The sequence below is a fragment of the Novilysobacter longmucuonensis genome (assembly GCF_046600735.1).
Lineage (GTDB): Bacteria > Pseudomonadota > Gammaproteobacteria > Xanthomonadales > Xanthomonadaceae > Novilysobacter_A > Novilysobacter_A longmucuonensis.
The window spans coordinates 256,987-277,973 of sequence record NZ_JBJMAW010000003.1; the positions used below are offsets into that span (position 1 = coordinate 256,987).

Annotated in this window: 20 protein-coding genes; 10 read left to right on the plus strand and 10 right to left on the minus strand. The window is 68.3% G+C overall.

The window, feature by feature from the left end:
* Positions 1-337: 337 nt before the first annotated feature.
* Positions 338-1,309, plus strand: coding sequence for an isoaspartyl peptidase/L-asparaginase family protein (locus ACJQWM_RS05180; protein WP_411306712.1), 972 nt, complete (start codon positions 338-340; stop codon positions 1,307-1,309).
* A 121-nt stretch (positions 1,310-1,430) separates the two neighbouring features.
* Here ACJQWM_RS05180 and ACJQWM_RS05185 read toward each other — a convergent pair whose 3' ends face one another.
* A complete protein-coding gene (locus ACJQWM_RS05185; protein WP_332702545.1) occupies positions 1,431-1,913 on the minus strand; it encodes a VOC family protein in 483 nt (160 codons plus the stop codon).
* A 230-nt stretch (positions 1,914-2,143) separates the two neighbouring features.
* Between ACJQWM_RS05185 and gcvPB the strand changes: the two genes are divergently transcribed.
* The 6 genes from gcvPB (at position 2,144) to ACJQWM_RS05215 (ending at position 7,290) form a co-directional block, all read left to right on the plus strand.
* A complete protein-coding gene (gene gcvPB / locus ACJQWM_RS05190) occupies positions 2,144-3,712 on the plus strand; it encodes an aminomethyl-transferring glycine dehydrogenase subunit GcvPB (RefSeq protein ID WP_332702543.1) in 1,569 nt (522 codons plus the stop codon).
* A gap of 7 nt (positions 3,713-3,719) precedes the next feature.
* Positions 3,720-4,100, plus strand: a complete 381-nt coding sequence (locus tag ACJQWM_RS05195) for a diacylglycerol kinase (RefSeq protein WP_332702541.1) — start codon at positions 3,720-3,722, stop codon at positions 4,098-4,100.
* Positions 4,101-4,212: 112 nt separating this feature from the next.
* On the plus strand, positions 4,213-4,962 hold the full coding sequence (locus tag ACJQWM_RS05200; protein ID WP_332702539.1) for a TerC family protein: 750 nt from the start codon (positions 4,213-4,215) through the stop codon (positions 4,960-4,962).
* A 123-nt stretch (positions 4,963-5,085) separates the two neighbouring features.
* Positions 5,086-5,964: a prolipoprotein diacylglyceryl transferase gene (lgt, locus tag ACJQWM_RS05205; RefSeq protein ID WP_332702537.1), complete on the plus strand. Its 879-nt coding sequence runs from the start codon at positions 5,086-5,088 to the stop codon at positions 5,962-5,964.
* A gap of 3 nt (positions 5,965-5,967) precedes the next feature.
* On the plus strand, positions 5,968-6,762 hold the full coding sequence (locus tag ACJQWM_RS05210; RefSeq protein WP_332702535.1) for a thymidylate synthase: 795 nt from the start codon (positions 5,968-5,970) through the stop codon (positions 6,760-6,762).
* Between the two features lie 24 nt (positions 6,763-6,786).
* Positions 6,787-7,290, plus strand: a complete 504-nt coding sequence (locus tag ACJQWM_RS05215) for a dihydrofolate reductase (protein ID WP_332702585.1) — start codon at positions 6,787-6,789, stop codon at positions 7,288-7,290.
* Positions 7,291-7,573: 283 nt separating this feature from the next.
* Here ACJQWM_RS05215 and ACJQWM_RS05220 read toward each other — a convergent pair whose 3' ends face one another.
* The 6 genes from ACJQWM_RS05220 to lptD form a co-directional block, all read right to left on the minus strand.
* The gene (locus ACJQWM_RS05220) at positions 7,574-8,455 is read right to left on the minus strand and encodes a symmetrical bis(5'-nucleosyl)-tetraphosphatase (RefSeq protein WP_332702533.1); all 882 of its coding nucleotides are present in this window, start codon (positions 8,453-8,455) and stop codon (positions 7,574-7,576) included.
* A 10-nt stretch (positions 8,456-8,465) separates the two neighbouring features.
* Positions 8,466-8,849, minus strand: coding sequence for a Co2+/Mg2+ efflux facilitator ApaG/CorD (gene apaG / locus ACJQWM_RS05225; protein ID WP_332702531.1), 384 nt, complete (start codon positions 8,847-8,849; stop codon positions 8,466-8,468).
* A 160-nt stretch (positions 8,850-9,009) separates the two neighbouring features.
* A complete protein-coding gene (rsmA, locus tag ACJQWM_RS05230) occupies positions 9,010-9,843 on the minus strand; it encodes a 16S rRNA (adenine(1518)-N(6)/adenine(1519)-N(6))-dimethyltransferase RsmA (protein WP_332702583.1) in 834 nt (277 codons plus the stop codon).
* Between the two features lie 225 nt (positions 9,844-10,068).
* Positions 10,069-11,082, minus strand: coding sequence for a 4-hydroxythreonine-4-phosphate dehydrogenase PdxA (gene pdxA / locus ACJQWM_RS05235; RefSeq protein ID WP_332702529.1), 1,014 nt, complete (start codon positions 11,080-11,082; stop codon positions 10,069-10,071).
* 1 nt (position 11,083) lies between these two features.
* Positions 11,084-12,430, minus strand: a complete 1,347-nt coding sequence (locus ACJQWM_RS05240; RefSeq protein ID WP_332702526.1) for a peptidylprolyl isomerase — start codon at positions 12,428-12,430, stop codon at positions 11,084-11,086.
* Positions 12,427-14,769, minus strand: coding sequence for an LPS assembly protein LptD (gene lptD, locus ACJQWM_RS05245; protein ID WP_411306705.1), 2,343 nt, complete (start codon positions 14,767-14,769; stop codon positions 12,427-12,429). Before lptD ends, ACJQWM_RS05240 begins: the two co-directional genes overlap by 4 nt.
* Positions 14,770-14,889: 120 nt before the next feature.
* On the opposite strand from lptD, the gene msrB reads away from it, so the two are divergent.
* A complete protein-coding gene (gene msrB / locus ACJQWM_RS05250) occupies positions 14,890-15,306 on the plus strand; it encodes a peptide-methionine (R)-S-oxide reductase MsrB (RefSeq protein WP_332702522.1) in 417 nt (138 codons plus the stop codon).
* 796 nt (positions 15,307-16,102) lie between these two features.
* Here msrB and ACJQWM_RS05255 read toward each other — a convergent pair.
* From ACJQWM_RS05255 to ACJQWM_RS05265, 3 genes are all read right to left on the minus strand, one after another.
* Positions 16,103-17,017 carry a histone deacetylase family protein gene (locus ACJQWM_RS05255; RefSeq protein WP_332702519.1) on the minus strand — a complete coding sequence of 305 codons (915 nt, stop codon included), beginning with the start codon at positions 17,015-17,017 and terminating at the stop codon, positions 16,103-16,105.
* A 7-nt stretch (positions 17,018-17,024) separates the two neighbouring features.
* Positions 17,025-17,579 (minus strand): cob(I)yrinic acid a,c-diamide adenosyltransferase, encoded by a 555-nt coding sequence (locus ACJQWM_RS05260; protein ID WP_332702517.1) that lies wholly within the window; start codon positions 17,577-17,579, stop codon positions 17,025-17,027.
* A 198-nt stretch (positions 17,580-17,777) separates the two neighbouring features.
* Positions 17,778-18,308, minus strand: coding sequence for a DUF6580 family putative transport protein (locus ACJQWM_RS05265; protein WP_332702515.1), 531 nt, complete (start codon positions 18,306-18,308; stop codon positions 17,778-17,780).
* Positions 18,309-18,461: 153 nt separating this feature from the next.
* On the opposite strand from ACJQWM_RS05265, the gene ubiH reads away from it, so the two are divergent.
* Together ubiH and ACJQWM_RS05275 are read left to right on the plus strand one after the other, a co-directional pair.
* On the plus strand, positions 18,462-19,790 hold the full coding sequence (ubiH, locus tag ACJQWM_RS05270; RefSeq protein ID WP_332702513.1) for a 2-octaprenyl-6-methoxyphenyl hydroxylase: 1,329 nt from the start codon (positions 18,462-18,464) through the stop codon (positions 19,788-19,790).
* Positions 19,787-20,974 carry an FAD-dependent oxidoreductase gene (locus tag ACJQWM_RS05275; RefSeq protein WP_332702511.1) on the plus strand — a complete coding sequence of 396 codons (1,188 nt, stop codon included), beginning with the start codon at positions 19,787-19,789 and terminating at the stop codon, positions 20,972-20,974. The genes ubiH and ACJQWM_RS05275 overlap by 4 nt, the downstream gene beginning before the upstream one ends.
* Positions 20,975-20,987 lie beyond the last annotated feature (13 nt).

The following is a 20,987-nucleotide window of genomic DNA, read 5'->3' on the forward strand; positions in this document are numbered from 1 at the left end:
CAAACACCTCGCCGTGCGGGCGACGCGGGGATTTTCCGACTCGGCATCCTGCCTCGGTCGAAAAACGGCGCACATCCATGTGCGCCGCCCCTTCGGGGTCTGTGGAGATGCGAGGTGGATTGATTTGCGTTGAACAGCAAATCAACGACCAAGGCACAGGCGCATGCGCACGCATAGCGGAATCAGAGGCAGAGGCAGACCCCCCGGACCCCTTCTTTGCCAAAAAGGGGAGCTTGCTTGTAAGGAGTACGGCGTGGTGCCGACAGCGTTATCCTCGGCCTACGCCAAAGAGAGAGTCATCATGCGCCCACTGATCCTGCTGCTCGCCCTCACCGCCATGACCGCCCACGCCCACGACCCAGCGACGCCCGCGCCGGCCACCGAAGCCGGGCCGAAGACCGCGCTGGTGATCCACGGCGGCGCCGGCTTCGTGCCCAAGGACGCACTCAGCGAGGCCGACGTGCGTGACGTGCATGCCACCCTGAATCGCGCGCTGGATGCCGGCCACGCGATCCTCGCCGATGGCGGTGCCGCGCTGGATGCGGTCGAGGCCGCGGTCCTGGTGCTGGAGGAGTCGTCGCGCTTCAATGCAGGCAAGGGTGCGGTGTTCAACGCCGAGGGCCGGCACGACCTTGATGCCTCAGTGATGGAAGGCCATACGCGCCGCGCCGGCGCGGTGGCCGGGCTCACCACCGTACGCAATCCGGTCAAGCTGGCGCGTGCGGTGATGGAGCACAGCCCGCACGTGATGCTGGCCGGCGATGGCGCGGAAGCGTTCGCCGACACGCGCGAAGACATCGCCCGGGTGCCCAACGAATGGTTCGATACCGACCACCGTCGCCGCGCCCTGGAAAAGGCGCAGCAGCAGGCCTCGCTCGGTGACGCGCCGGACAAGTACTTCGGCACCGTGGGCGCGGTCGCGCTGGACGCGCACGGCCACATCGCCGCGGCGACCAGCACCGGCGGCATGACCAACAAGAAGTGGGGCCGGGTCGGCGACGTGCCGGTGATCGGTGCCGGCACCTGGGCCGACGAGCGTTGCGGCGTGTCGGGCACCGGCTGGGGCGAGTTTTACATCCGCAACGCGGTGGCGCACGACATCTGCGCGCGCGTGGCCTACCGCGGCGACAGCCTGGAGGCTGCGGCCAACGAAGTGGTGAACAAGGTCGTGCCGGCAGCCGGCGGCAATGGCGGGGCGATCGCACTGGACGCCGACGGCAACATCGCCATGCCGTTCAACAGTGGCAGCATGTTCCGCGGCTGGATCAAGCCCGACGGCAGCCGCGGCACCGCGATCCACGAGGAGTAGCCCTAGGGCGGTTGGCCCGGATGTACTAGGAGCGCCCCATGGGCGCAATGCCGTTGGTGGGCGGTCGCAGTAAAGCATCGCGGCCATGGGGCGCTCCTACAGGAACGCGGAAGCGGGAAGGTCAAGCGCCCTGCTGCTCGCTCCACGCTTTCATGCGCTGCTGCAGCTCCTCCGGCGGCACGTCCTGGACATGCGTCGCCAGGGTCCATTTGTGGCCGAACGGGTCGATGATCGAGCCGGTGCGGTCGCCCCAGAACTGATCCTCGACCTGGCCCCTGGGCTTGCCGCCGGCGTCGATCGCCTTCTGCACCGCCGCGTCGGCATCGGGCACGTAGATCATGAAGCCGGTGGTCGCGCCGCCGCGCTTGCTCGGCCCCAGCGCGTCCATGTCCGGCCATTCGTCGGAAAGCATGAGGTTGCAGTCGCCGATGCGGATCTCGGCGTGTGCGATCTTCTCGCCGCCGTTGCCGTCGGGCATCGGCAGCCGGAACAGCTCCTCGGCGCCGAACGCGCGCTGGTAGAAGTCGATCGCGGCGGCGGCATCGTCGACGGTCAGGTACGGGGTGACGCTGTGGTAGCCATCGGGGACGGGGTTCACGGCCATCGGGCGGGTTCCTTGTGCGGGTGGGTCGAAACGGCAGCCTAGCGCGGATCTGCCCCTTCCGGCGCAGGACACCGCCGCAGGCGCGGGGGGTCGCGATGAACGCGGCCGGCGCGGCGGCGGGCCGCCCCTTGTGGCAAAATTCGCGGTCTGCCGCGGCTCGCGCCGCATCTGCCCAGCACCTGCCCAGCATTTGCCCAGCACTTGCCCAAACCAGGGACGTTTCCGACTTCATGTTGATCTTCGAGCAATCCCAGCCCGGCCGCAGCGCGGTCGCCCAGCATCCCGCCCACGCGCCGACGGCACCGACGGACATTCCCGCGGCGTTGCTGCGCGATACGCCGGTCGGCCTGCCGGAGGTCTCCGAGCTGCAGGTGGTGCGGCACTACACCAACCTGTCGCGCAAGAACTTCTCGATCGACACCAACTTCTACCCGTTGGGTAGCTGCACGATGAAGTACAACCCGCGGGCCTGCCATTCGCTGGCGCTGCTGGACGGCTTCGCCGGCCGCCACCCGTACGCGCCGGAATCGCTGAGCCAGGGTTTCCTGGCGTGCATGCACGACCTGCAGGAAATCCTCGCCGGGGTGACCGGCATGAAGGGCGGGGTATCGCTGGCGCCGATGGCCGGGGCGCAGGGCGAATTCGCCGGCGTTGCGATGATCATGGCCTACCACAAGCACCGCGGCGATCACGAGCGCAACGAGATCATCGTGCCCGATGCCGCCCACGGCACCAATCCGGCGACCGCGGTGATGTGCGGCTGCGTGGTCCGGGAGATCCCGACCCAGGCCGATGGCGACATCGACGTGGAGGCGCTGAAGAAGGTGCTCGGTCCGAAGACCGCCGGCATCATGCTGACCAACCCCTCGACGATCGGCCTGTTCGAGCGCCGCATCCAGGAGATCGCCCGGCTCGTGCACGAGGCCGGCGGCCTGCTGTACTACGACGGCGCCAACCTCAACGCGATCCTCGGCAAGGTGCGGCCCGGCGACATGGGTTTCGACGCGATCCACATGAACCTGCACAAGACCTTCTCCACCCCGCACGGCGGCGGTGGCCCGGGGTCCGGGGCGGTCGGCGTGTCGGAGCGTCTGCGCGATTTCCTGCCGATCCCCATGATAGAAAAGGTCGTTCGCGAAGCGGACGACACCGGTTCCCTTCCCCCGTCTGCGGGGGAAGGTGCACGCAGTACGGATGGGGGCAGCGGAAACAATGCTCCCGCGAAAGTCTGGTACCGCTTCATCCGCAAGAAGGACCGCCCGCTGTCAATCGGCCGGCTGTCGGCGTTCGCGGGCAATGTCGGGGTACTGCTGCGTGCCTATGTCTACGCACGCATGCTCGGCCGCGAGGGCATGACCCGGGTGGCCGAATACGCCACCCTCAACGCCAACTATCTGGCCGCCCGGCTCAGGGATGTTGGCTTCACCCTGGCCTATCCGGAGCGTCGCGCCGGCCACGAGTTCATCCTCACCGTGCAGCCGCAGAAGAAGGCCAGCGGCGTGACCGCGATGGACTTCTCCAAGGGCCTGCTGGACCGCGGCATCCACGCCCCGACCAACTACTTCCCGCTGCTGGTGCCCGAGTGCATGCTGATCGAGCCGACCGAGACCGAGAGCAAGGAGACGCTCGACGAGTTCGTCGCGGCGATGGCCGAGCTGCTGCGCGAGTCCTCGGAGAATCCCGAGCGCATGAAAGGCGCGCCCTACACCATGCCGGTGCGCCGGCTGGATGACGTCAAGGCGGTGCGCGAGCTGGACGTGACGTTCGTGCCGGCGGCGGACCCGGTGCGGGCCGCCTGAGTACGCCATGGCGGACGAGTACGGCCACCTGCCGCGTCGTCCCGGGCGCATCCTCCAGGCGGCCCGATGGTCGATGCAGGGACTGGGCGCGGCATGGCTGCACGAGTCCTCGTTCCGGCTGGAGGTCTACCTGTTCGTGCTGCTCACGCCGCTGGGCTGGTGGCTCGGCGACACTGCGGTCGAGCGTGTATTGCTGGTCGGCTCGATGCTGCTGGTGCTCAGCGTCGAGTTGGTCAATTCGGCGGTGGAGGCGCTGATCGAGCGCTACGGCGCCGAGTTCCACGAGCTGGCCGGGCGCGCCAAGGACATGGGTTCGGCCGCGGTGATGCTGGTGATGCTCAACGTGCTGCTGACCTGGGCGACGATCCTCGGGCCGAAATTGTTCTGATTGCACCGTGGGGCGGGCACTTTTTTGGTGTCCACCATCTTTGGTGCCGGTGGGCGCAGAAAACGTGCCCACCCTACGTTTTTTTTGACGTGTTCGCCAAGGAATCTTGCAAGTGATCGAACTTTTCAGCGACCCGCAAACCTGGATCACCCTGCTGACGCTCAGCGCGATCGAGATCGTGCTCGGTATCGACAACCTGGTGTTCATCTCGATCGCGGTCAGCCGCCTGCCGGTGCACAAGCGCGAGGTCGCGCGCAAGTTCGGCATCGCGGTCGCCTGCATCACCCGCATCTTGCTGCTGCTGACCCTGGCCTGGCTGGCCGGGCTCACCCACGACCTGTTCCAGGTGCTGGGCCAGGGGATCTCGGTGCGCGACCTGGTGCTGATCCTCGGCGGCGCGTTCCTGCTGGTGAAGGGCACGATGGAGATACGCGAGCTGATCGGCGGCGAGAAGGAGCACGACGACATCCAGCACAAAGTCGCGACCTCGTTCTGGATGGTGATCGCGCAGATCGCGGTGATCGACATCGTGTTCTCGCTGGACTCGGTGATCGCCGCGGTCGGCATGGCCAACGACACCATCATCATGGTGATCGCAATCCTCTCGGCGGTCGCGGTGATGCTGCTGGCGGCGCGGCCACTGGGCCAGTTCATCGACCGCAACCCGACCATCAAGATGCTGGCGCTGGCCTTCATCGTGCTGATCGGCGTCTATCTGGTCGCCGACGGGCTGGACATGCACATCCCGCGTGGCTACATCTACGGGGCGATGGGCTTCTCCGCGCTGGTCGAGGTGTTGAACCTGATGGCCAAGCGCCGTGCGGCCCAGCGCCTTGCCACGGCGGAGCAGCACAAGGCGTAAGCGGCATGCCGCGCAGCCCGCCGGTCACGCGGGCCAGGCGCGGCGATGCCTGAGGCGCCCGGACGTGCGTCGGCCGCTCGGGCACAATAGCCGCTTCGCCGCCGCCCGGAAGCGCATCAAAGCATGACCGTCCTGCACCAGATCGACCCGATCGCCCTCGACCTCGGCCCGTTGCAGGTCCACTGGTACGGCATCATGTACCTGCTCGGCTTCGGCCTGGCGTGGTGGCTCGGCCGCCGCCGCGTGCGCGCCGGCCGCCTGCCCGGGGTCAACGAGCAGGCCTACGGCGACCTGCTGTTCTATTCGATGCTCGGCGTGGTGCTCGGCGGCCGTTTCGGTTACGTGCTGTTCTACTCCTTCGGCGAGTTCCTGCGCGATCCCTTGATGCTGCTGCGCATCTGGGAAGGCGGCATGAGCTTCCACGGCGGGCTGCTCGGGGTCATGGCCGCGGCGCTGTGGTGGGCGCGCAAGTACCGGCTGCATTTCTTCGACGTGATGGATTTCGTCGCGCCACTGGTGCCGCCGGGGCTGGGCTTCGGCCGGCTCGGCAATTACATCGGCGGCGAGCTGTGGGGCAAGTTCACCGACGGCGGCTGGGGGGTGATCTTCCCGCGTGCGCCGGAGTTTGCCGGCTGGAGCCAGACGCAGTTGCAGGCGCAGTTCGCCAGCGGTGCGCTGGAGCGGTTCGCGCGGCATCCCTCGCAGCTTTACCAGGCCGCGCTGGAAGGGCTGGCGATGTTCGTCATCCTCTGGTGGTACTCGCGCAAGCCGCGGCCGCGTTACGCGGTGTCGGGCCTGTTCGCGCTGCTGTACGGCAGCTTCCGCTTCCTGGTCGAATTCGTGCGCATGCCCGATCCGCAACTGGGCTACCTTGCGTTCGGCTGGCTGACCATGGGCCAGGTGCTGAGCCTGCCGCTGATCGCGCTCGGCCTGTTCTGGCTCGGCCTGTCGCGGCGTGCGCCGACGCTGATGCCCGCTCCGATCACCGCGTCCAAGGGTTGACCGATGCGTCCCTATCTCGATCTGCTGCGCCACGTACTGGACCACGGCACCGACAAGGCCGACCGCACCGGCACCGGCACGCGCAGCGTGTTCGGCTGGCAGATGCGGTTCGACCTGCGCCAGGGCTTCCCGCTGGTCACCACCAAGAAGCTGCACCTGCGCTCGATCGTGCACGAGCTGTTGTGGTTCCTGCAGGGAGCCACCAACATCGGCTACCTGAAGGAGCACAAGGTCGGCATCTGGGACGAGTGGGCCGACGAGCACGGCGAACTCGGGCCGGTGTACGGCAAGCAGTGGCGGCGCTGGGCGGGCGCGGACGGAATCGAGATCGACCAGATCCGCTGGGTGATCGAGGAGATCAAGCGCAACCCCGATTCCCGGCGGTTGATCGTCAGCGCCTGGAACGTCGCCGACCTGCCGCAGATGGCGCTGATGCCATGCCACACGCTGTTCCAGTTCTACGTGGCCGACGGCAGGCTCAGCTGTCAGCTCTACCAGCGCAGCGGTGACATCTTCCTTGGCGTGCCGTTCAACATCGCCAGCTACGCGCTGCTGACGCAGATGGTGGCGCAGGTATGCGACCTGGAGGTCGGCGATTTCGTGCACACCCTTGGCGATGCGCACCTGTATTCGAACCATCATGAGCAGGCCCGCGAACAACTCGCGCGCGAGCCGCGGTCCCTGCCGACGCTGAAACTCAATCCGCAGGTCCGCGACATCTTCAACTTCGGCTTTGAGGACATCGTGATCGAAGGCTACGAGCCACACCCGGCGATCCGGGCACCGGTGGCGGTCTGACCGGTGGAGCCGGTCTTGCCGGAGCTGGTTCTGATCGCCGCGCTGGACCGCCACCGCGCGATCGGTCGCGGCAACGAACTGCCGTGGCGACTGCCCGACGATCTCAAGCGCTTCAAGGCGCTGACGCTGGGCAAGCCGGTGCTGATGGGGCGCAGGACCGCTGAATCCCTGGGCCGGGCGTTGCCGGGGCGCCGCAACCTGGTGCTGACCCGGTCGGGCCGGGTGCCGTTCGAGGGCATGCAGGCGGTCGCGTCACTGGATGCCGCGCGCATCGCCGCGACCGATGGCGGCAGCGCCGCCGGGGCTCCGCACGAGCTGTGCGTGATCGGCGGCGGCGAGGTCTATGCGCTGTGCCTGCCGCAGGCGCAGCGGATGCACCTGACCCACGTCGATACCGTGGTTGGGGACGCCGATGCGTTCTTTCCCGTGTTCGACCCGGGGCAGTGGCAGGTCACCGCGCGCGAGCCGCACGCGGCCGACGCCCGCCACGCGCATGCATTCGCCTTCACCGACTACCGCCGCCTGTAGGAGCGGCTTCAGCCGCGCTGGTTTGACACCACAGGTGGGAACCGGATCGCAACCGGCGGCGTCCGGCCGCCCTCGTCGCTCCAGCTGCAGCGCTCAGCTCCCTCCTTGGGAAAAGGAGGGTTGGGGAGGATTTGCTTCTGCTCTTCAAGCAACGGCACCAGCAACAGCAAATCCCCCCAACCCCCTTTTTCAAAGGGGGGAACTGCCGGCAGCCACAAGCGGCATCACTCGATGCTTGGCTCGATATGCCGTCGGCCTTAGAACTTAAAACCTCCGTTCCGTATCACCGCCGCCCACGCTGCTTCTGCGGCCGCCGCGGCGGCCGCGACCTCGGCGGATCGGCCGGTACATCGCGCCCGGGCACCTGCACCACGCGCAGTTCCTCGGTGTCGAGCTGCAGCGCGGTGAGCTTGCCGCCCCAGACCGCGCCGGTGTCGATCGCATGCACGCCGTGGCCGATGAACAGCCCCAGCGCCGACCAGTGGCCGCAGACGATCTTCAGGTCGCGCTCCGCCCGCCCCGGCACCGCGTACCACGGGTACAGGCCGGCCGGCTGGGTGCCGGGGACGCCCTTGTCCTCGAATGCGATGCGGCCGCGCGGAGAGCAGTAGCGCAGCCGCGTCATCGTGTTGATGATCGCGCGATCGCGCTCGACCCCGCTGAGCTGCGGGTTCCACGCCGGCCCGTCGCCGTACATGTTCTTGAGCAGGCGCCGGTACTGTTCGCCCTGCAGTTTCTCCTCGATCTCGCGTGCGTGGCGCTGGGCGAGTTGGGTGGTCCACTTCGGGGCGAGCCCGGCGTGCACCATCATCCAGCCGAGTTCGCGGTCGACATGCACCAGCTTCTGCATGCGCAGCCAGCCGAGCAGCACGTCGCGGTCCTCGGCCAGCACGATGCGCTGCAGGTCCGGGTTGACCTTGCGTTGCTCCTCCTCGCGGCGCTCGCCGATTGCCAGCAGCGACAGGTCGTGGTTGCCCAGCACGACGCTCGCGCACTCGCGCAGCGAATGCACCAGCCGCAGGGTCTCAAGCGACTGCCCGCCGCGGTTGACCAGGTCGCCGCAGAACCACAGCCGGTCGCTTGCCGGGTCGAACGAGATGCGCTCGAGCAGGCGCGCGGTGGCGTCGTAACAGCCCTGCAGGTCGCCGATGGCCCAGGTGGTCATGCGATGCCCATCAGTGCAGCGTGCGCGGCACAGTCAGGGTGAATGCCGGGACCGGCGCCTCGAACTCGGTGCCATCGTCGGCGAGCATCGCGTAGCTGCCCTGCATCGTGCCCAGGTCGGTCTCCAGCACCGCCCCGGAGGTGTAGCGGAAGCCTTCGCCCGGCTTCAGCCACGGCTGCTCGCCGACCACCCCTTCGCCCCGGACCTGCTGCACCTTGCCGTTGGCATCGGTGATCTCCCAGCGGCGCGACAGCAGGCGCGCCGGCACGCGGCCGCTGTTACGGATGTGGATGGTGTAGGCGAAGACATAGCGAGCCTGCTCGGGCTCGGACTGGTCGTGGAGGTAACGCGTGGCGACTTCGATGTCGAAGACGTAATCGGTGTGGGGATCCATGCAGGCAGTGTAGTTGCAGGGCGGGGTGAGCGGAATGATGGTGAAGCGGGAAACAGTGAAGCGGCAACAATGAAGCGGGAGTGGGGAACGGAGGCGGGTTGGCAAACAAGTTTTCGTCCAGGGGCGCGATAGCGGTAAGGCAGCACCCCAGCGACGCGGTTCAACCCTCCGTTCCCTGTTCCCTGTTCCCCGTTCCCTGCTCCGAAAGCGCATTGGCCAGGCGTACGAAGTCGGCCACCGGCAGTTGCTCGGCGCGCGCGTCGGACCGTACGCCGGCGGCTTCGATCATGCCCGCCTCGCAGATCCTCGACAGAGCATTGCGCAGCGTCTTGCGGCGCTGGCCGAATGCGTCGCGTACGACATTGGCGAACGTCGTGCGGTCGGCGATGCCGATGCTTTCTGGCGCATGCGGCAGCAGGTGCACGACCGCCGATTCAACCTTGGGCGGCGGGTGGAACGCACCCGGCGGCACGCTGAACAGCGACGTGACCGTGCAATACGCCTGCAGCATCACGCTGAGGCGGCCGTATATCTTGCTGCCCGGCCCGGCCGCCATGCGGTCGACAACCTCTTTTTGCAGCATGAACACCATGTCGCGGATCGACGCGGCGTGGTCCAGCGCATGGAACAGGATCGGCGAGGACAGGTTGTAGGGCAGGTTGCCGACCAGCCGGATCGGACCTTCGTCGCCGGCCAACGCGTCGAAGTCAACGCTCAGCACGTCGCGGTGGATCACCGTCAGCGTGCCGTGCGCATGCGCGGCCTCGGTCAGCGGGAAGATCAGGTCGCGGTCGAACTCGATCACGGTGAGCTCGCCGTGGCGGTCGAGCAGCGGGAAGGTGATCGCGCCCTGGCCCGGGCCGATCTCGACCAGCCGGTCACCGGGCTTGGGGTTCACCGCCTGCACGATCTTGTCGATGATGCCGCGCTCGTGCAGGAAGTGCTGGCCGAGGCTCTTCTTGGGCGGCTCGTGGAAATGGCTGCTGCGGGTCATGGCGGATGGCCGGTTGAAGGGGCGTTTTTTGACGCGGATTAACGCGGATGGACGCGGATGGACGCGGATCAAGGTGAAGAAGCAGAGGGGAATTCTGTTGCGAATGCCGGTATTGGGAGTCATCGCAAAACAGTTCCCACTCTGGAGATCCGTTTTCGCGGGGATAGGGCTTGGTCCGGCGGGCGGCAAGGCCCGATCCGCCGAACAGCATCGTTCCACTGATTCTTATCCGCTCTTATCCGTGTTCATCCGCGTCAAAACCGCTTCACTCCGAACCCGCACGATCCGCGCACAGGCCTCGGCGGCGGCGAACAGGCTCGACGGGTCGGCCGTGCCGGTCCCGGCCAGGTCGAGCGCGGTGCCGTGGTCGACCGCGACGCGCGGGTAGGGCAGGCCGAGGGTGAAATTAACCGCCTGCTCGAAGCCGCTGTACTTGAGCACCGGCAGGCCTTGGTCGTGGTACATCGCCAGCACCGCATCGAAATCGTGCAGCTTGCCGGGCAGGAACGCGGTGTCGGCCGGCAACGGGCCGATCAGCTGCAGGCCCTCGCCGCGCAGGTGCTCGAGCACGGGCTCGATGATGTCGATTTCCTCGCGGCCGAGATGCCCGGCCTCGCCGGCGTGCGGGTTCAGGCCGAGCACCGCGATGGCCGGCGCGGCGATCCCGAAATCGCGCTGCAGGGCGCGATGCAGGATGCGGATGGTGCCGGCCAGCCGCGGGCCATCGATCGCGTCGGCGACCTGGCGCAACGGCAGGTGGGTGGTGGCCAGGGCGACGCGGACGATGTGATTGGCCAGCATCATCACCACCTCGCATCGGGCGTGGGCGGCGAGCAGCTCGGTGGTGCCGGTGTAGGCGATGCCGGCCTGGTTGATCACGGCCTTGTGCACCGGCCCGGTCACCAGGCCATCGAAGCGGCCCTGCAGGCATGCCTCCGCGGCGGTGTGCAGCGCATCGATCACCGCGCCGGCGTTGCGCGGCTCCAGCACCCCCGGGCGCGAGGGTGCGGCGTTGCGGATCTCGACCAGACCGAGCGTGCCCGGCACGGTCGCCGGCGCATCCGGATCGTCGGAAAAGGCCAGCGGCAGGCCGAGCCGTTCGGCCGCCTGCCGCAGCACATCGGGATCGCCGAATGCGGTCAGCCCGTAGTCGCGGCGCTGCTGCGCGAGCCGGACACACAGCTCCGGGCCGACGCCGGCCGGTTCGCCCGGTACCAGCGCGAGCCGGCGCGGGGGCATCTCAGCCGTCGCTGGCGGGCGCCGGCGCGTCCGGCGCATTGCCAGAGGCGTCGTCGTCGGGCGGGCCGATGCGGTAGTCGACGTACGCTTCGCCGCGCATCTCGCGCAGGAAGCGGTTCCACTCGTCCTCGAGCTTGCGGCGGCCGATGGTTTCGCTGACCTGGGCGCGGCGGTTGTCGGCGCCCACGTCGCTCTGGCGGCTGCCGAGGCGCTCGACGATGTGCCAGCCGGCCGGGGTGCGGAACGGCTTGGACACCTGGCCGTCCTGCAGTGAGGTGATCTGGGCGCCAAAATCAGGGCCGAACTGATCCGCCGTGAACCAGCCCAGATCGCCGCCACGGCTCTGCGAACTCGGGTCGTCGGAATGCTCGCGTGCGACTTCCGCGAAGTCGGCACCGCCGGCGATGCGCGCGCCCAAGGTGTCGATCTCGGCCTTGGCCGCGGCATCACTGACGTTGGGGTCCACGCGGACCAGGATGTGTCGGCCGTGGTACTGGGTCACCAGGTCGGGGCCGTCCTCGGAGGCGTCGCGGGTTTCCACCATCTGCAGCAACTGGAAGCCGCTGGGGCCACGCAACGTCGCGCTGACCTCGCCGGGCGCCATGTCTCTGACCAGCGTGGCGAACGCGACCGGGATCTCATCGAGGCTGCGCCAGCCCAGATCGCCGCCTTCCAGCGCATTGGGACTGTCGGAATAACGCACCGCCGCGGCCGCAAAATCCATCTCGCCGCGATCGAGCAGGCCCTTGATGCCTTCGACCTTCTGCTGTGCGATCGCGATCTGCTCCGGGGTCGCGCCTTCGGGCAGCGCCACCAGGATGTGGGCGAGGTGGAACTGTGCCCCCGACGCCTGCTGCGACTCCAGCGCCGCGTCGATCTCGGCATCGCTGACCGACACCCGGGTCTGCGCAAACCGCTGGCGCAGCCGCTGGATGATCAGTTCGTCACGAATGGAGTCGCGGAATTCGGCATAGGAGGTGCCGTCGCTGGCGACCTGCCGGGCCAGTTGTTCGACGCTGACCTGGTTCTGGGCGGCGATGCCGGCGATCGCCTGGTCGACTTCCTGGTCGCCGACGCGCACGCCGGTGCCCGCCGCCCGCGCCACCTGCAGGTTGATGAGCACCAGCCGCTCCAGTACCTGCCGCTCGAGGATCTCGCGCGGCGGCAGCTGCTCGCTGCGGCCGGCGTACTGCAGCAGCACGTTGTTCAGCGCACGGTCGAGCTCGCTGCGCAGGATCACATCCTCATCGACCACCGCGGCGATGCCGTCGATGGGCTGCACCTGCTGGGCCTGTACGGAGGCAGCCAGTAACGCGGCGGCAAGGAGACACGCGAATAGTTTCTTCATAGGATCGAGTCGGGGGAGGGGTCGACTTCGCCGGGCGGCACGAAGGACGGTGGTACGAGATAAAGATCGTCGCGATCGTAGCCGAGGATAGCACGGCGCAATACGCCTTCGGTCTTCTGGCCGGCCGAGCCCAGGCCCTTGAGTTCGATCTCCAGGCGCAGTGAATCGTCCAGATCGCCGTCGCGGTCGCGCACGTAGCGCCGCGCGACCAGGCGCACCGCCACGCAGCAGCTTTCCCACTGCACGCCGGCGATGGATTCCAGCAGTTTGTCCTCCTCGATCGAGTAGTAGTAGCGGCCGACCAGGCTCCAGTTGCGGTCGATCGGGTACAGGAACGAGAAGTCCGCCTGCTCGACCAGCCCGCGCCGGTAGCGATAGCCCAGGTTGACCACGCCGCTGTCACCGACCAGGTAGCGCGCGCGGATGCTGGCCAGGTCTTCGCGGCGGAAGTTGGGGTCCCACTGGTAGGCGGCGTTGATCGTCCAGCGGTCTCCGGGCGAGACGCCGATGTCGGCGACCCAGGCCGACTGGCCGCGCTGGACCGCGTTGGTCTCGCCGGCGGAGACCCGGCTGTCCTCGAAATAGTGGATCTGGCCGACGCTGGCCGACAACCGCTCGCGCCCGTCGTCCTCGCTGATCAGGCGCGTGGTCAGCGCGGTGGTCAACTGGTTGGCGTCGATCTGCCGGTCCGGACCGGTATAGCGGTTGTCGCGGAACAACTGGCCCCAGCTGAAGGTCATCGGCCGGGTGTCGAACCGCGGTATCCCGCTCTGGTCGCGGTAGGGCACGTTGAGGTAGTAGATGCGCGGCTCGAGCGTGTGCAGGTAGGACTCGCCGAACAAGCGCGCCGGCCGGTCGAAGAACATGCCGGCGTCCACCGAGGTGATCGGCAGGGTGCGCGTGGGCGAGCCGTCACCGGTGCGGGCCGCCAGCGAGTCGTCCAGCTGGTAGGTGGTATAGCGCCAGGCGAGTCTCGGATTGACGAACCAGCTCGCGCCTTCCAGCGGCATGGCGATGTAGGGCTTGACGTCCAGCCGGCTGCCTTCTTCACGCACCGAGTGCTGGAAGCGCACCGCCTCGGCGTTGAGTCCGGCCTCGAACCAGCGCCCGACCGGCTGCGACCAGTTGAAGTATGCGCGCGGCAGCCGGTCGTACTGCAGGTTGCGTTCGGTCAGCGTGTAGTCGGCCAGCTGGTAGTGGTACGCCATCAATCCGGTGTTCCAGTGCCGGCCGCCGCCGAAAATGCCGGCCGTGCTGCGGATGGTGTAGGTCGATACCGCGTACAGGCTGTTGCTGAAGTCCTCCAGGTAGTGCGGGTCGCTGACCCAGCCCAGATTGGCGCGTACCCGCCAGCGGCGACTCAGGTCATGGCTGGCATTGAGCCGGAACAGGCCGCGCTGGTCAGGCAGGGTGTCGCCCGCCACTCGCAGGTACCGCTCCGGCTCCCGCTCGGGCAGCTCGTCGCTGGGCATCCACTCGCCCGACACCGTGCCGCGGCCGTCGGGATACAGCCAGCGGAACTCGCCGCCCAGTTGCGTGCCGCGATCGGTCATCAGGCGCGGCGTCAGGGTGGCGTCGTAGTTGGGCGCCAGGTTGAGGTAGATCGGCTGCTTCCAGTCGAAGCCGTTGCGGCTGGATAACGAGATCGACGGATACAGCAGGCCGGTGCGGCGGCGGTCGTCGATCGGAAACATCAGCCACGGCACGTAGAGCACCGGCACGCGGCCGATCTGCACGACCGCGCCGTGGGCGACGCCCATGCCTTCCTCGGTGTCGATGTCGATGCGGCGCGCGCGCAGCTGCCAGGCGCGCTGGTCGGGGTCGCAGGTCGAGTAGGTCGAGCCGATCAGTGCACCCTGCGCGCCCTCGAGCTGGATGCGCTCGGCGCCGCCATTGCCGCGGCGCTCGACCAGCTGATATTGCAGGTTCTCGATCCGGTGGCGGTCGGCGGTCTGGTTGCCTTGCGCGCGTTCGGCGACGATGCGCATGCCCGCGTCCTGGTAGCGCACGCTGCCCTCGGCGACGTACTGCCCGGTCTCCTCGTCGTAGGTCAGCTTGTCGGTGCCCAGGAACTGGTCGCCGCGGCTGAGCCGCACGTTGTCCTGCACCACGAGGTTCTCGCCCTCGCCGGAGCGCGACAGCTGGCCGCCTTCGATGTCGGTCGGCTCCTGTGCGCGTTGTTGCGCGGTCCCCTGCGGCACCGGCGCGTCGTCGAACGCCGGCACCACATCGCCGATCGGGCACAGGCCCCAGTCGTCGGCGTCCTCGTCCTGTGCATGGACCGGCAGGGCCAGCGAGATGCACAGCGTGAGCGGAAGCAGGCGAAGGGGTTTGCGCACGCGGCGATCCGATGGGTAAAAGCGGCGGTTAGCTTGCCGCATACCTTGCAGGGGGGCAACGCGGACACCATCTTCACGGCCAGGGCATTCATCTTGACCGGTATTTCGCAGGAGACCACCGTGAGCACCCATCCGATCGAAAAAACCGAAGCGCAGTGGCGTGAGCAGCTATCGCCGGAGCAGTACGCGGTCTGCCGTTGCTCGGCCACCGAACGCGCGTTCACCGGCCGGTTCTGGAACCACAAGGAGCCCGGCACCTACACCTGCGCGGCGTGCGGCGCGCCGCTGTTCTCCTCGGAGACCAAGTACGAATCCGGCAGCGGCTGGCCGAGCTATTGGCAGCCGCTCACCCCCGAGGCGATCCACGAAGTCAGCGATGACAGCCATGGCATGCGTCGGATCGAAGCCAAGTGCGCGCATTGCGATTCGCACCTGGGGCACGTATTTTCCGACGGCCCCAAGCCGACCGGACTGCGCTATTGCGTCAATTCGGCGGCACTGGAGTTCGTGCCGCAAGCGGCGATCGGCGGCGGCTGACCCGGTACCCGCCATTCCAGCGAAAGCTGGAAGCCAGATGACCTCGATCTTGGCCTGCCCTTGTCCTTGCCCTTGCCCTTGCCTTTGCCCTTGCCCTTGCCCTTGCCCTTGCCCTTGCCCTTGCCCTTGCCCTTGCGCTTGCCGTTGCCGTTGCGCTTGCTATTGATTCAACGCAGATCAATCAACGACGCCTCTCCACAGACCCCGAAGGGGCGGCGGGGGATGCCCGCCGTTTTTCGACCGAGCCATGGATGGCGAGTCGAAAAATCCCCGCGCTACTCCATGCCCGCACGGGAGGTGTGTCGGGGAAAGCCCTTTCTTTGTCTTTGGGCTTAGCAAAGAAAGTGACCCGCCTTCAGGCGGAAGCTCTTGATCTTGATCTTGAGCGCGCGCTGCGATCTTAAAAACATCCGCAGGCGGTAGACAGGCAAGGATCAAATGCTTTCGCCTGAAGGCGAGTCACTTTCTTTGCGAGGGCCAAAGAAAGTAGCCAAAGAAAGGCCCTTCCCCGACACTTCAAACACCTCGGCGTGCGGGCGACGCAGGGATTTTCCGACTCGGCATCCTGCCTCGATCGGAAAACGGCGCACATCCATGTGCGCCGCCCCTTCGGGGTCTGTGGAGATGCGAGGTGGATTGATTTGCGTTTGCAAGATCAACGGCAACGGCAACGGCAACGGCAACGGCAACGGAAAGGCGCCGCGAACCGCGCACCAGCGGCATGACCGTAGCCACGGCGAAGCCGGTGCGGAGTCGGGCGGGAAAGTAGTGCCTACAGCGAGGCGGGCAGCATGCCTCAGGGCGCCAGCAGCGCCCCGACGTGCGCCACGCTGCACTCGCGCAACGCCTGCAGGTCGTAGCCGCCCTCGAGCATCGACACCAGCCGCCCATGCGCATGGCGCTCGGCAATGGCGACCAGTTCGGTGGTCAGCCAGCGGTAGTCGTCGGTCTCCAGTTCGAGTTGGGCCAGCGGGTCTAGCCGATGCGCATCGAAACCGGCCGAGATCAGCAGCATCTGAGGGCGGAAGGCGTCCAGCGCCGGCAGCAGGTGCTCGCGCCATGCCGCCCTGAAGGGCTCGCTGCCCGCGCCCGGCGGCAGCGGCGCATTGATCACGTTGCCGACGCCGTGCTCGTCGGCTCGGCCGGTCTCCGGGTACAGCGGCAACTGGTGCGAGCTGAGATACATCACCCGCAGGTCGGTCTCGAAGATGGCCTGGGTGCCATTGCCGTGGTGCACGTCGAAATCGACCACCGCGACTCGGCTCAGGCCATGCTTCTCACACGCATGCGACGCGGCCACCGCGATGCTGTTGAACAGGCAAAAGCCCATGGCCGCCGAGCCGGTGGCGTGGTGACCGGGCGGGCGTACGGCGCAGAACACGCGGCGCTGGCCGCCGACAAGCACCGCGTCGACGGCCGCCACGCCGGCACCGGCGGCGCGCAGCGCGGCTTCGGCCGAACCCGGCCCGAGCATGGTGTCGGGATCGAGCGCGATGCGGGTGTCCACCGGGTTATCGAGCACCAGCGCCAGCAGTGCGTCGTCGTGCACGCGCAGCAACTGGCCGCGGGTCGCGCGCGGCGCCTCCTGCCACTGCAGGGCATCGAACGTGGCACGCAGTGCGTCGGTGACGGCCGAGAGCCGCTCGGGCCGCTCCGCGTGCGTGGGGCCGGGATCGTGCCGCAGGCAGGCCGGATGGGTGTAGACGTACACGCGGCGCTCAGCCCTTGCGACGCTCGTGGTTCCAGAGCACCTCGCCGTGACCGCTATCGCGTGCGAGCACGCGGGCCAGTACGAACAGTAGGTCTGACAAGCGATTAAGGTATCGCACTGCTTCGGGCCGCACCGTTTCCAGCTGCGCCAATGTGACTGCCTCGCGCTCGGCGCGGCGGACGATGGTGCGGGCGAGGTGGCAGCGTGCCGCGGCCTCGCCGCCGCCGGGCAGGATGAAGTCCTTCAGCGGCGGCAGCGATTCGTTGAAAGCGTCGAGCTGCTGCTCGAGACGTTCGACATCGGTATCGAAGATCGCGGCATGGCCGGGAATGCACAGCTCGCCGCCGAGGTCGAACAGCTGGTGCTGCACTGAGGTCAGCAGGTCGCGCACCGGATCGGGCAGCTCGGCGGCGAGCAACAGCCCGATGCTCGAGTTGGCCTCGTCGACGGTGCCGTAGGCGGTGACCCGAGCCGAGTCCTTGCCGACGCGGCTGCCGTCGCCCAGGCCGGTGCTGCCGTCATCGCCGGTGCGGGTGTAGATCTTGGAGAGGCGGTTACCCATGGGAGCGGGTGCGGGTCAATGGTGGGGAGTGAGAAGTGAGAAGTGAGGAGGGGCTCCTTCGCTTGCGCTTGGGAGAGAGGCGTTTAGCCTTTCCCGAGTCCCGAGTCCCGAGTCCCGAGTCCCGAGTCCCGAGTCCCGAGTCCCGAGTCCCGAGTCCCGAGTCCCGAGTCCCGAGTCCCGAGTCCCGAGTCCCGACCTTCAGACCGTCTGTGCCCGCAACGCCGGGATGCGATGGCGCAGCAGGGCGAAGCCGCCGAACAGCGCCGCCGCGTAGAACAATGTGCCGAGCACGGTCCACTGGAAGAACGGGATGCCGGCGGCATATGAGGCGGCCAGGCCGCCGGCGTTCTGCGGGTACATCGGATTGCCCAGCCACGCACCGAAATTGGTGATCAGGAAAAACAGCGCCGAGCCGGCCAGCGAGTAGCCCAGAACGCGGGCGCCGCTGACCTTGCCGCGCAGCCCCAGGCCCAGCACGGTGGTCAGCGCGATGCAGGCATACACCAGCCACATGCCGGCGCCGCCGAAGTAGCCCGCGTACAGGCCGCCCAGGGTCGCAGCCATCACCAGATCCGATATCAGCAGCGCCGCCAGCGGGACCAGCAGCGCCCAGCCGCGCGAGGCGAAATACGCCCCGCCGAACAGCGCGATCGCCGCGACCGGCGAGAAATTCGGCGGATGCGGCAACAGCCGGGTCAGCGCCGCGACCACGATCAACGCGGCGAGCACCCACGGGCCGGGCGCAAAGAGTTTGTCGGAAAGCCCGGCCTTGTCGGAAGCGCGCTTGCCGGAAGCGTGGGAAGACGGGCCGGAAGGGCGGGAAGCGGGACGGTTCATAGTGTGCAGACAGGCGATGCCGACGGGAGCCGGTAGCATAGCGCAATGCCTGCCAGCTCCCTGTCGTCACAGTCCGCGCCCACGTCCCGCTCCGGTGCGTCGGACGCATCCGGCGAAGCACCGCTGCACGACGTGCTGATCGTCGGCGGCGGGCTGGTCGGCGCCAGCCTGGCGATTGCACTGGTGCGTATCGGGCTCGATGTCGGCCTGATCGAAGCCGCGTCGCCGGGTGCGCTTCCAGCCGCGTTCGACCAGCGCAACCTCAGCTTTGCCGAAGCCACGGTCAATGCCCTGACCGCGCTGGGCGTGATGCAGAAGCTGCGCGCGCCGACCGGGGCGATCGAGCGGATCCACCTCAGCCGCCAGGGCGACTTCGGCCGTGCCGTGCTCGACGCGCGTCGGCATGGGCGTACCCAATTCGGGCAGGTCGTGGTGGCGCGCGATTTCGGCGAGGCGCTGGAGACGCGGCTGGCGGAGTTGCCGCAACTGGCGCGCTACCGGCCGATGCGCTTCCTCGGACTCGCCAATTCGACTGATCCCGGCATGGCCGCTACTGGCGTGCGCCAGTTGCGGGTGGCCGACGGCGGCGGCGAACGCCTGTTGCGCGCGCGCCTGCTGGTCGGCGCCGACGGCACCCGCAGCGGTGTGCGCGATGCGCTGGGCATCCACGCCCGGCAGCATGACTACCGGCAGAGCCTGCTGGTCACGCGCCTGCGCGCCGAGCGCGCGCCCGACGGCACCGCTTACGAGCGATTGACCGAGCACGGCCCGACCGCGTTGCTACCGCGCGGCGACCGACACTACGGGCTGGTGCTGGGGGTCGCGCGCGAGCAGGCCGATGCCGTGGCCGCGCTCGACCAAAGCGGCTTTCTCGCCCGTGCGCAGGCGAGCTTCGGCTGGCGGGTCGGTCGTTTTCTCGGCTGCGGCGAGCGCAGCGCCTATCCGGCGATCCGGGTGCTGGCCGAGCGCACCACCGCGTCGCGCGCGGTGCTGGTCGGCAATGCCGCGCAGACCATCCACCCGATCGGCGCGCAAGGATTCAACCTCGGCCTGCGCGACGCGCTGACTCTGGCCGAGCTGATCGAGCAGGGCCGCGCGGGCGCAGGCGCGGGCGACCTGGACTGCGGCGCGCCGGCATTGCTGCAGGCTTACGTCAGCCGCCGTCGTGAGGACCGCAAACGCACCCTGGCGTTCTCCGACGGGCTGGCACGGCTGAGCGCGAATCCCGCCGGCCTGCTGCGGCCCTTGCGCAGCCTCGGCCTGTTCGCCTTCGACCGGCTGCCGTCGGTGCAGGCGGCGCTGGTCGGCGGGGCGCTGGGCTATCGCGGCGAGGTCCCGGCGCTGTGCCGGGAACCAAACATGGACCGCGCATGAGCCGGCGCGATCCATTCGACGTCGCGGTGGTCGGCGCCGGCGTGGTCGGCGCGGCGGCAGCGTTGGCGTTTGCCCGCGACGGCCTGCGCGTGGCGCTGGTGGAAGCGCGCGAGCCGCGGCCGTGGCGCGCCGCTGCCCCCGACCTGCGCGTGTACGCGTTCGCGCCCGACAACGCCGCGTTGCTCGACGACCTGGGCGTGTGGCACGAGGTGCGCAAGGCCCGCGCGCAGCCGTATCGCGCGATGCGGGTATGGGACGCGGGCGGTGGCGGTGAACTGGCTTTCGATGCCGATGTCTTGGCCCGGCGCGAACTGGGCTGGATCGTCGAGCACGGGCTGCTGGTCGATCGCCTGTGGGCGGCGCTACCGGCCGCCGGCGTGCAGCTGTACTGCCCGGAACAGGTGGTTGCGCTGGACCAGGACGAAGGCGGCGTCCGGCTGCAGCTCGACTCCGGCCCGAGCCTGCATGCGCGGCTGGTGGTCGCCGCCGACGGGGCCGACTCGCGGCTGCGTGCACTCGCCGGCATCGAAGTCGAGCAACACGATTACCGGCAGCGCGGCCTGGTTGCGTTCGTCGACAGCGAGCGCCCGCATGAGGCGACGTGCTGGCAACGCTTCCTGCCCGGTGGGCCGCTGGCATTCCTGCCGTTTGCGGACGCGTCCGAGCGGCGCAGCTCGATCGTCTGGACCTTGCCCGAGGCCGAGGCCGCGCGGCTGCTGGAGGCCGATGACGCGGCCTTTTTGCTGGAGCTCGAGCGAGCGTTCGACGGGCCGCTCGGTTCGATGCAAGCGGTGTCTCGACGCATCGCGTTCCCGCTGCGGCGGAAACTGGCCCGGTCCTGCGTCGCCGGCCGCGTCGTGGTGATCGGCGATGCCGCGCATGTCGTGCACCCGCTGGCCGGTCAAGGCGTCAACCTCGGCCTGCGCGATGTGGCGGCATTGCGTGCGGCAGTGGCAGCTGGCCGCCAGCGCGATGTCGACATCGCCGCCCCGGCGCGGCTCGCGCGCTGGGCGCGGCAGCGCCGCAGCGAGAACGCACTGGCGGCGTACGCATTCGACGGACTCAACCGGCTGTTCTCCAACGATGCGGTGGCGGCCACGTTGTTGCGCGGGCCCTTGCTCGGCCTCGCCGGCCGGCTGCCGCCATTGACGCATGCGTTGTGGAGGCGGGCGGCGGGGCTGTAGCACCGGAAAACCC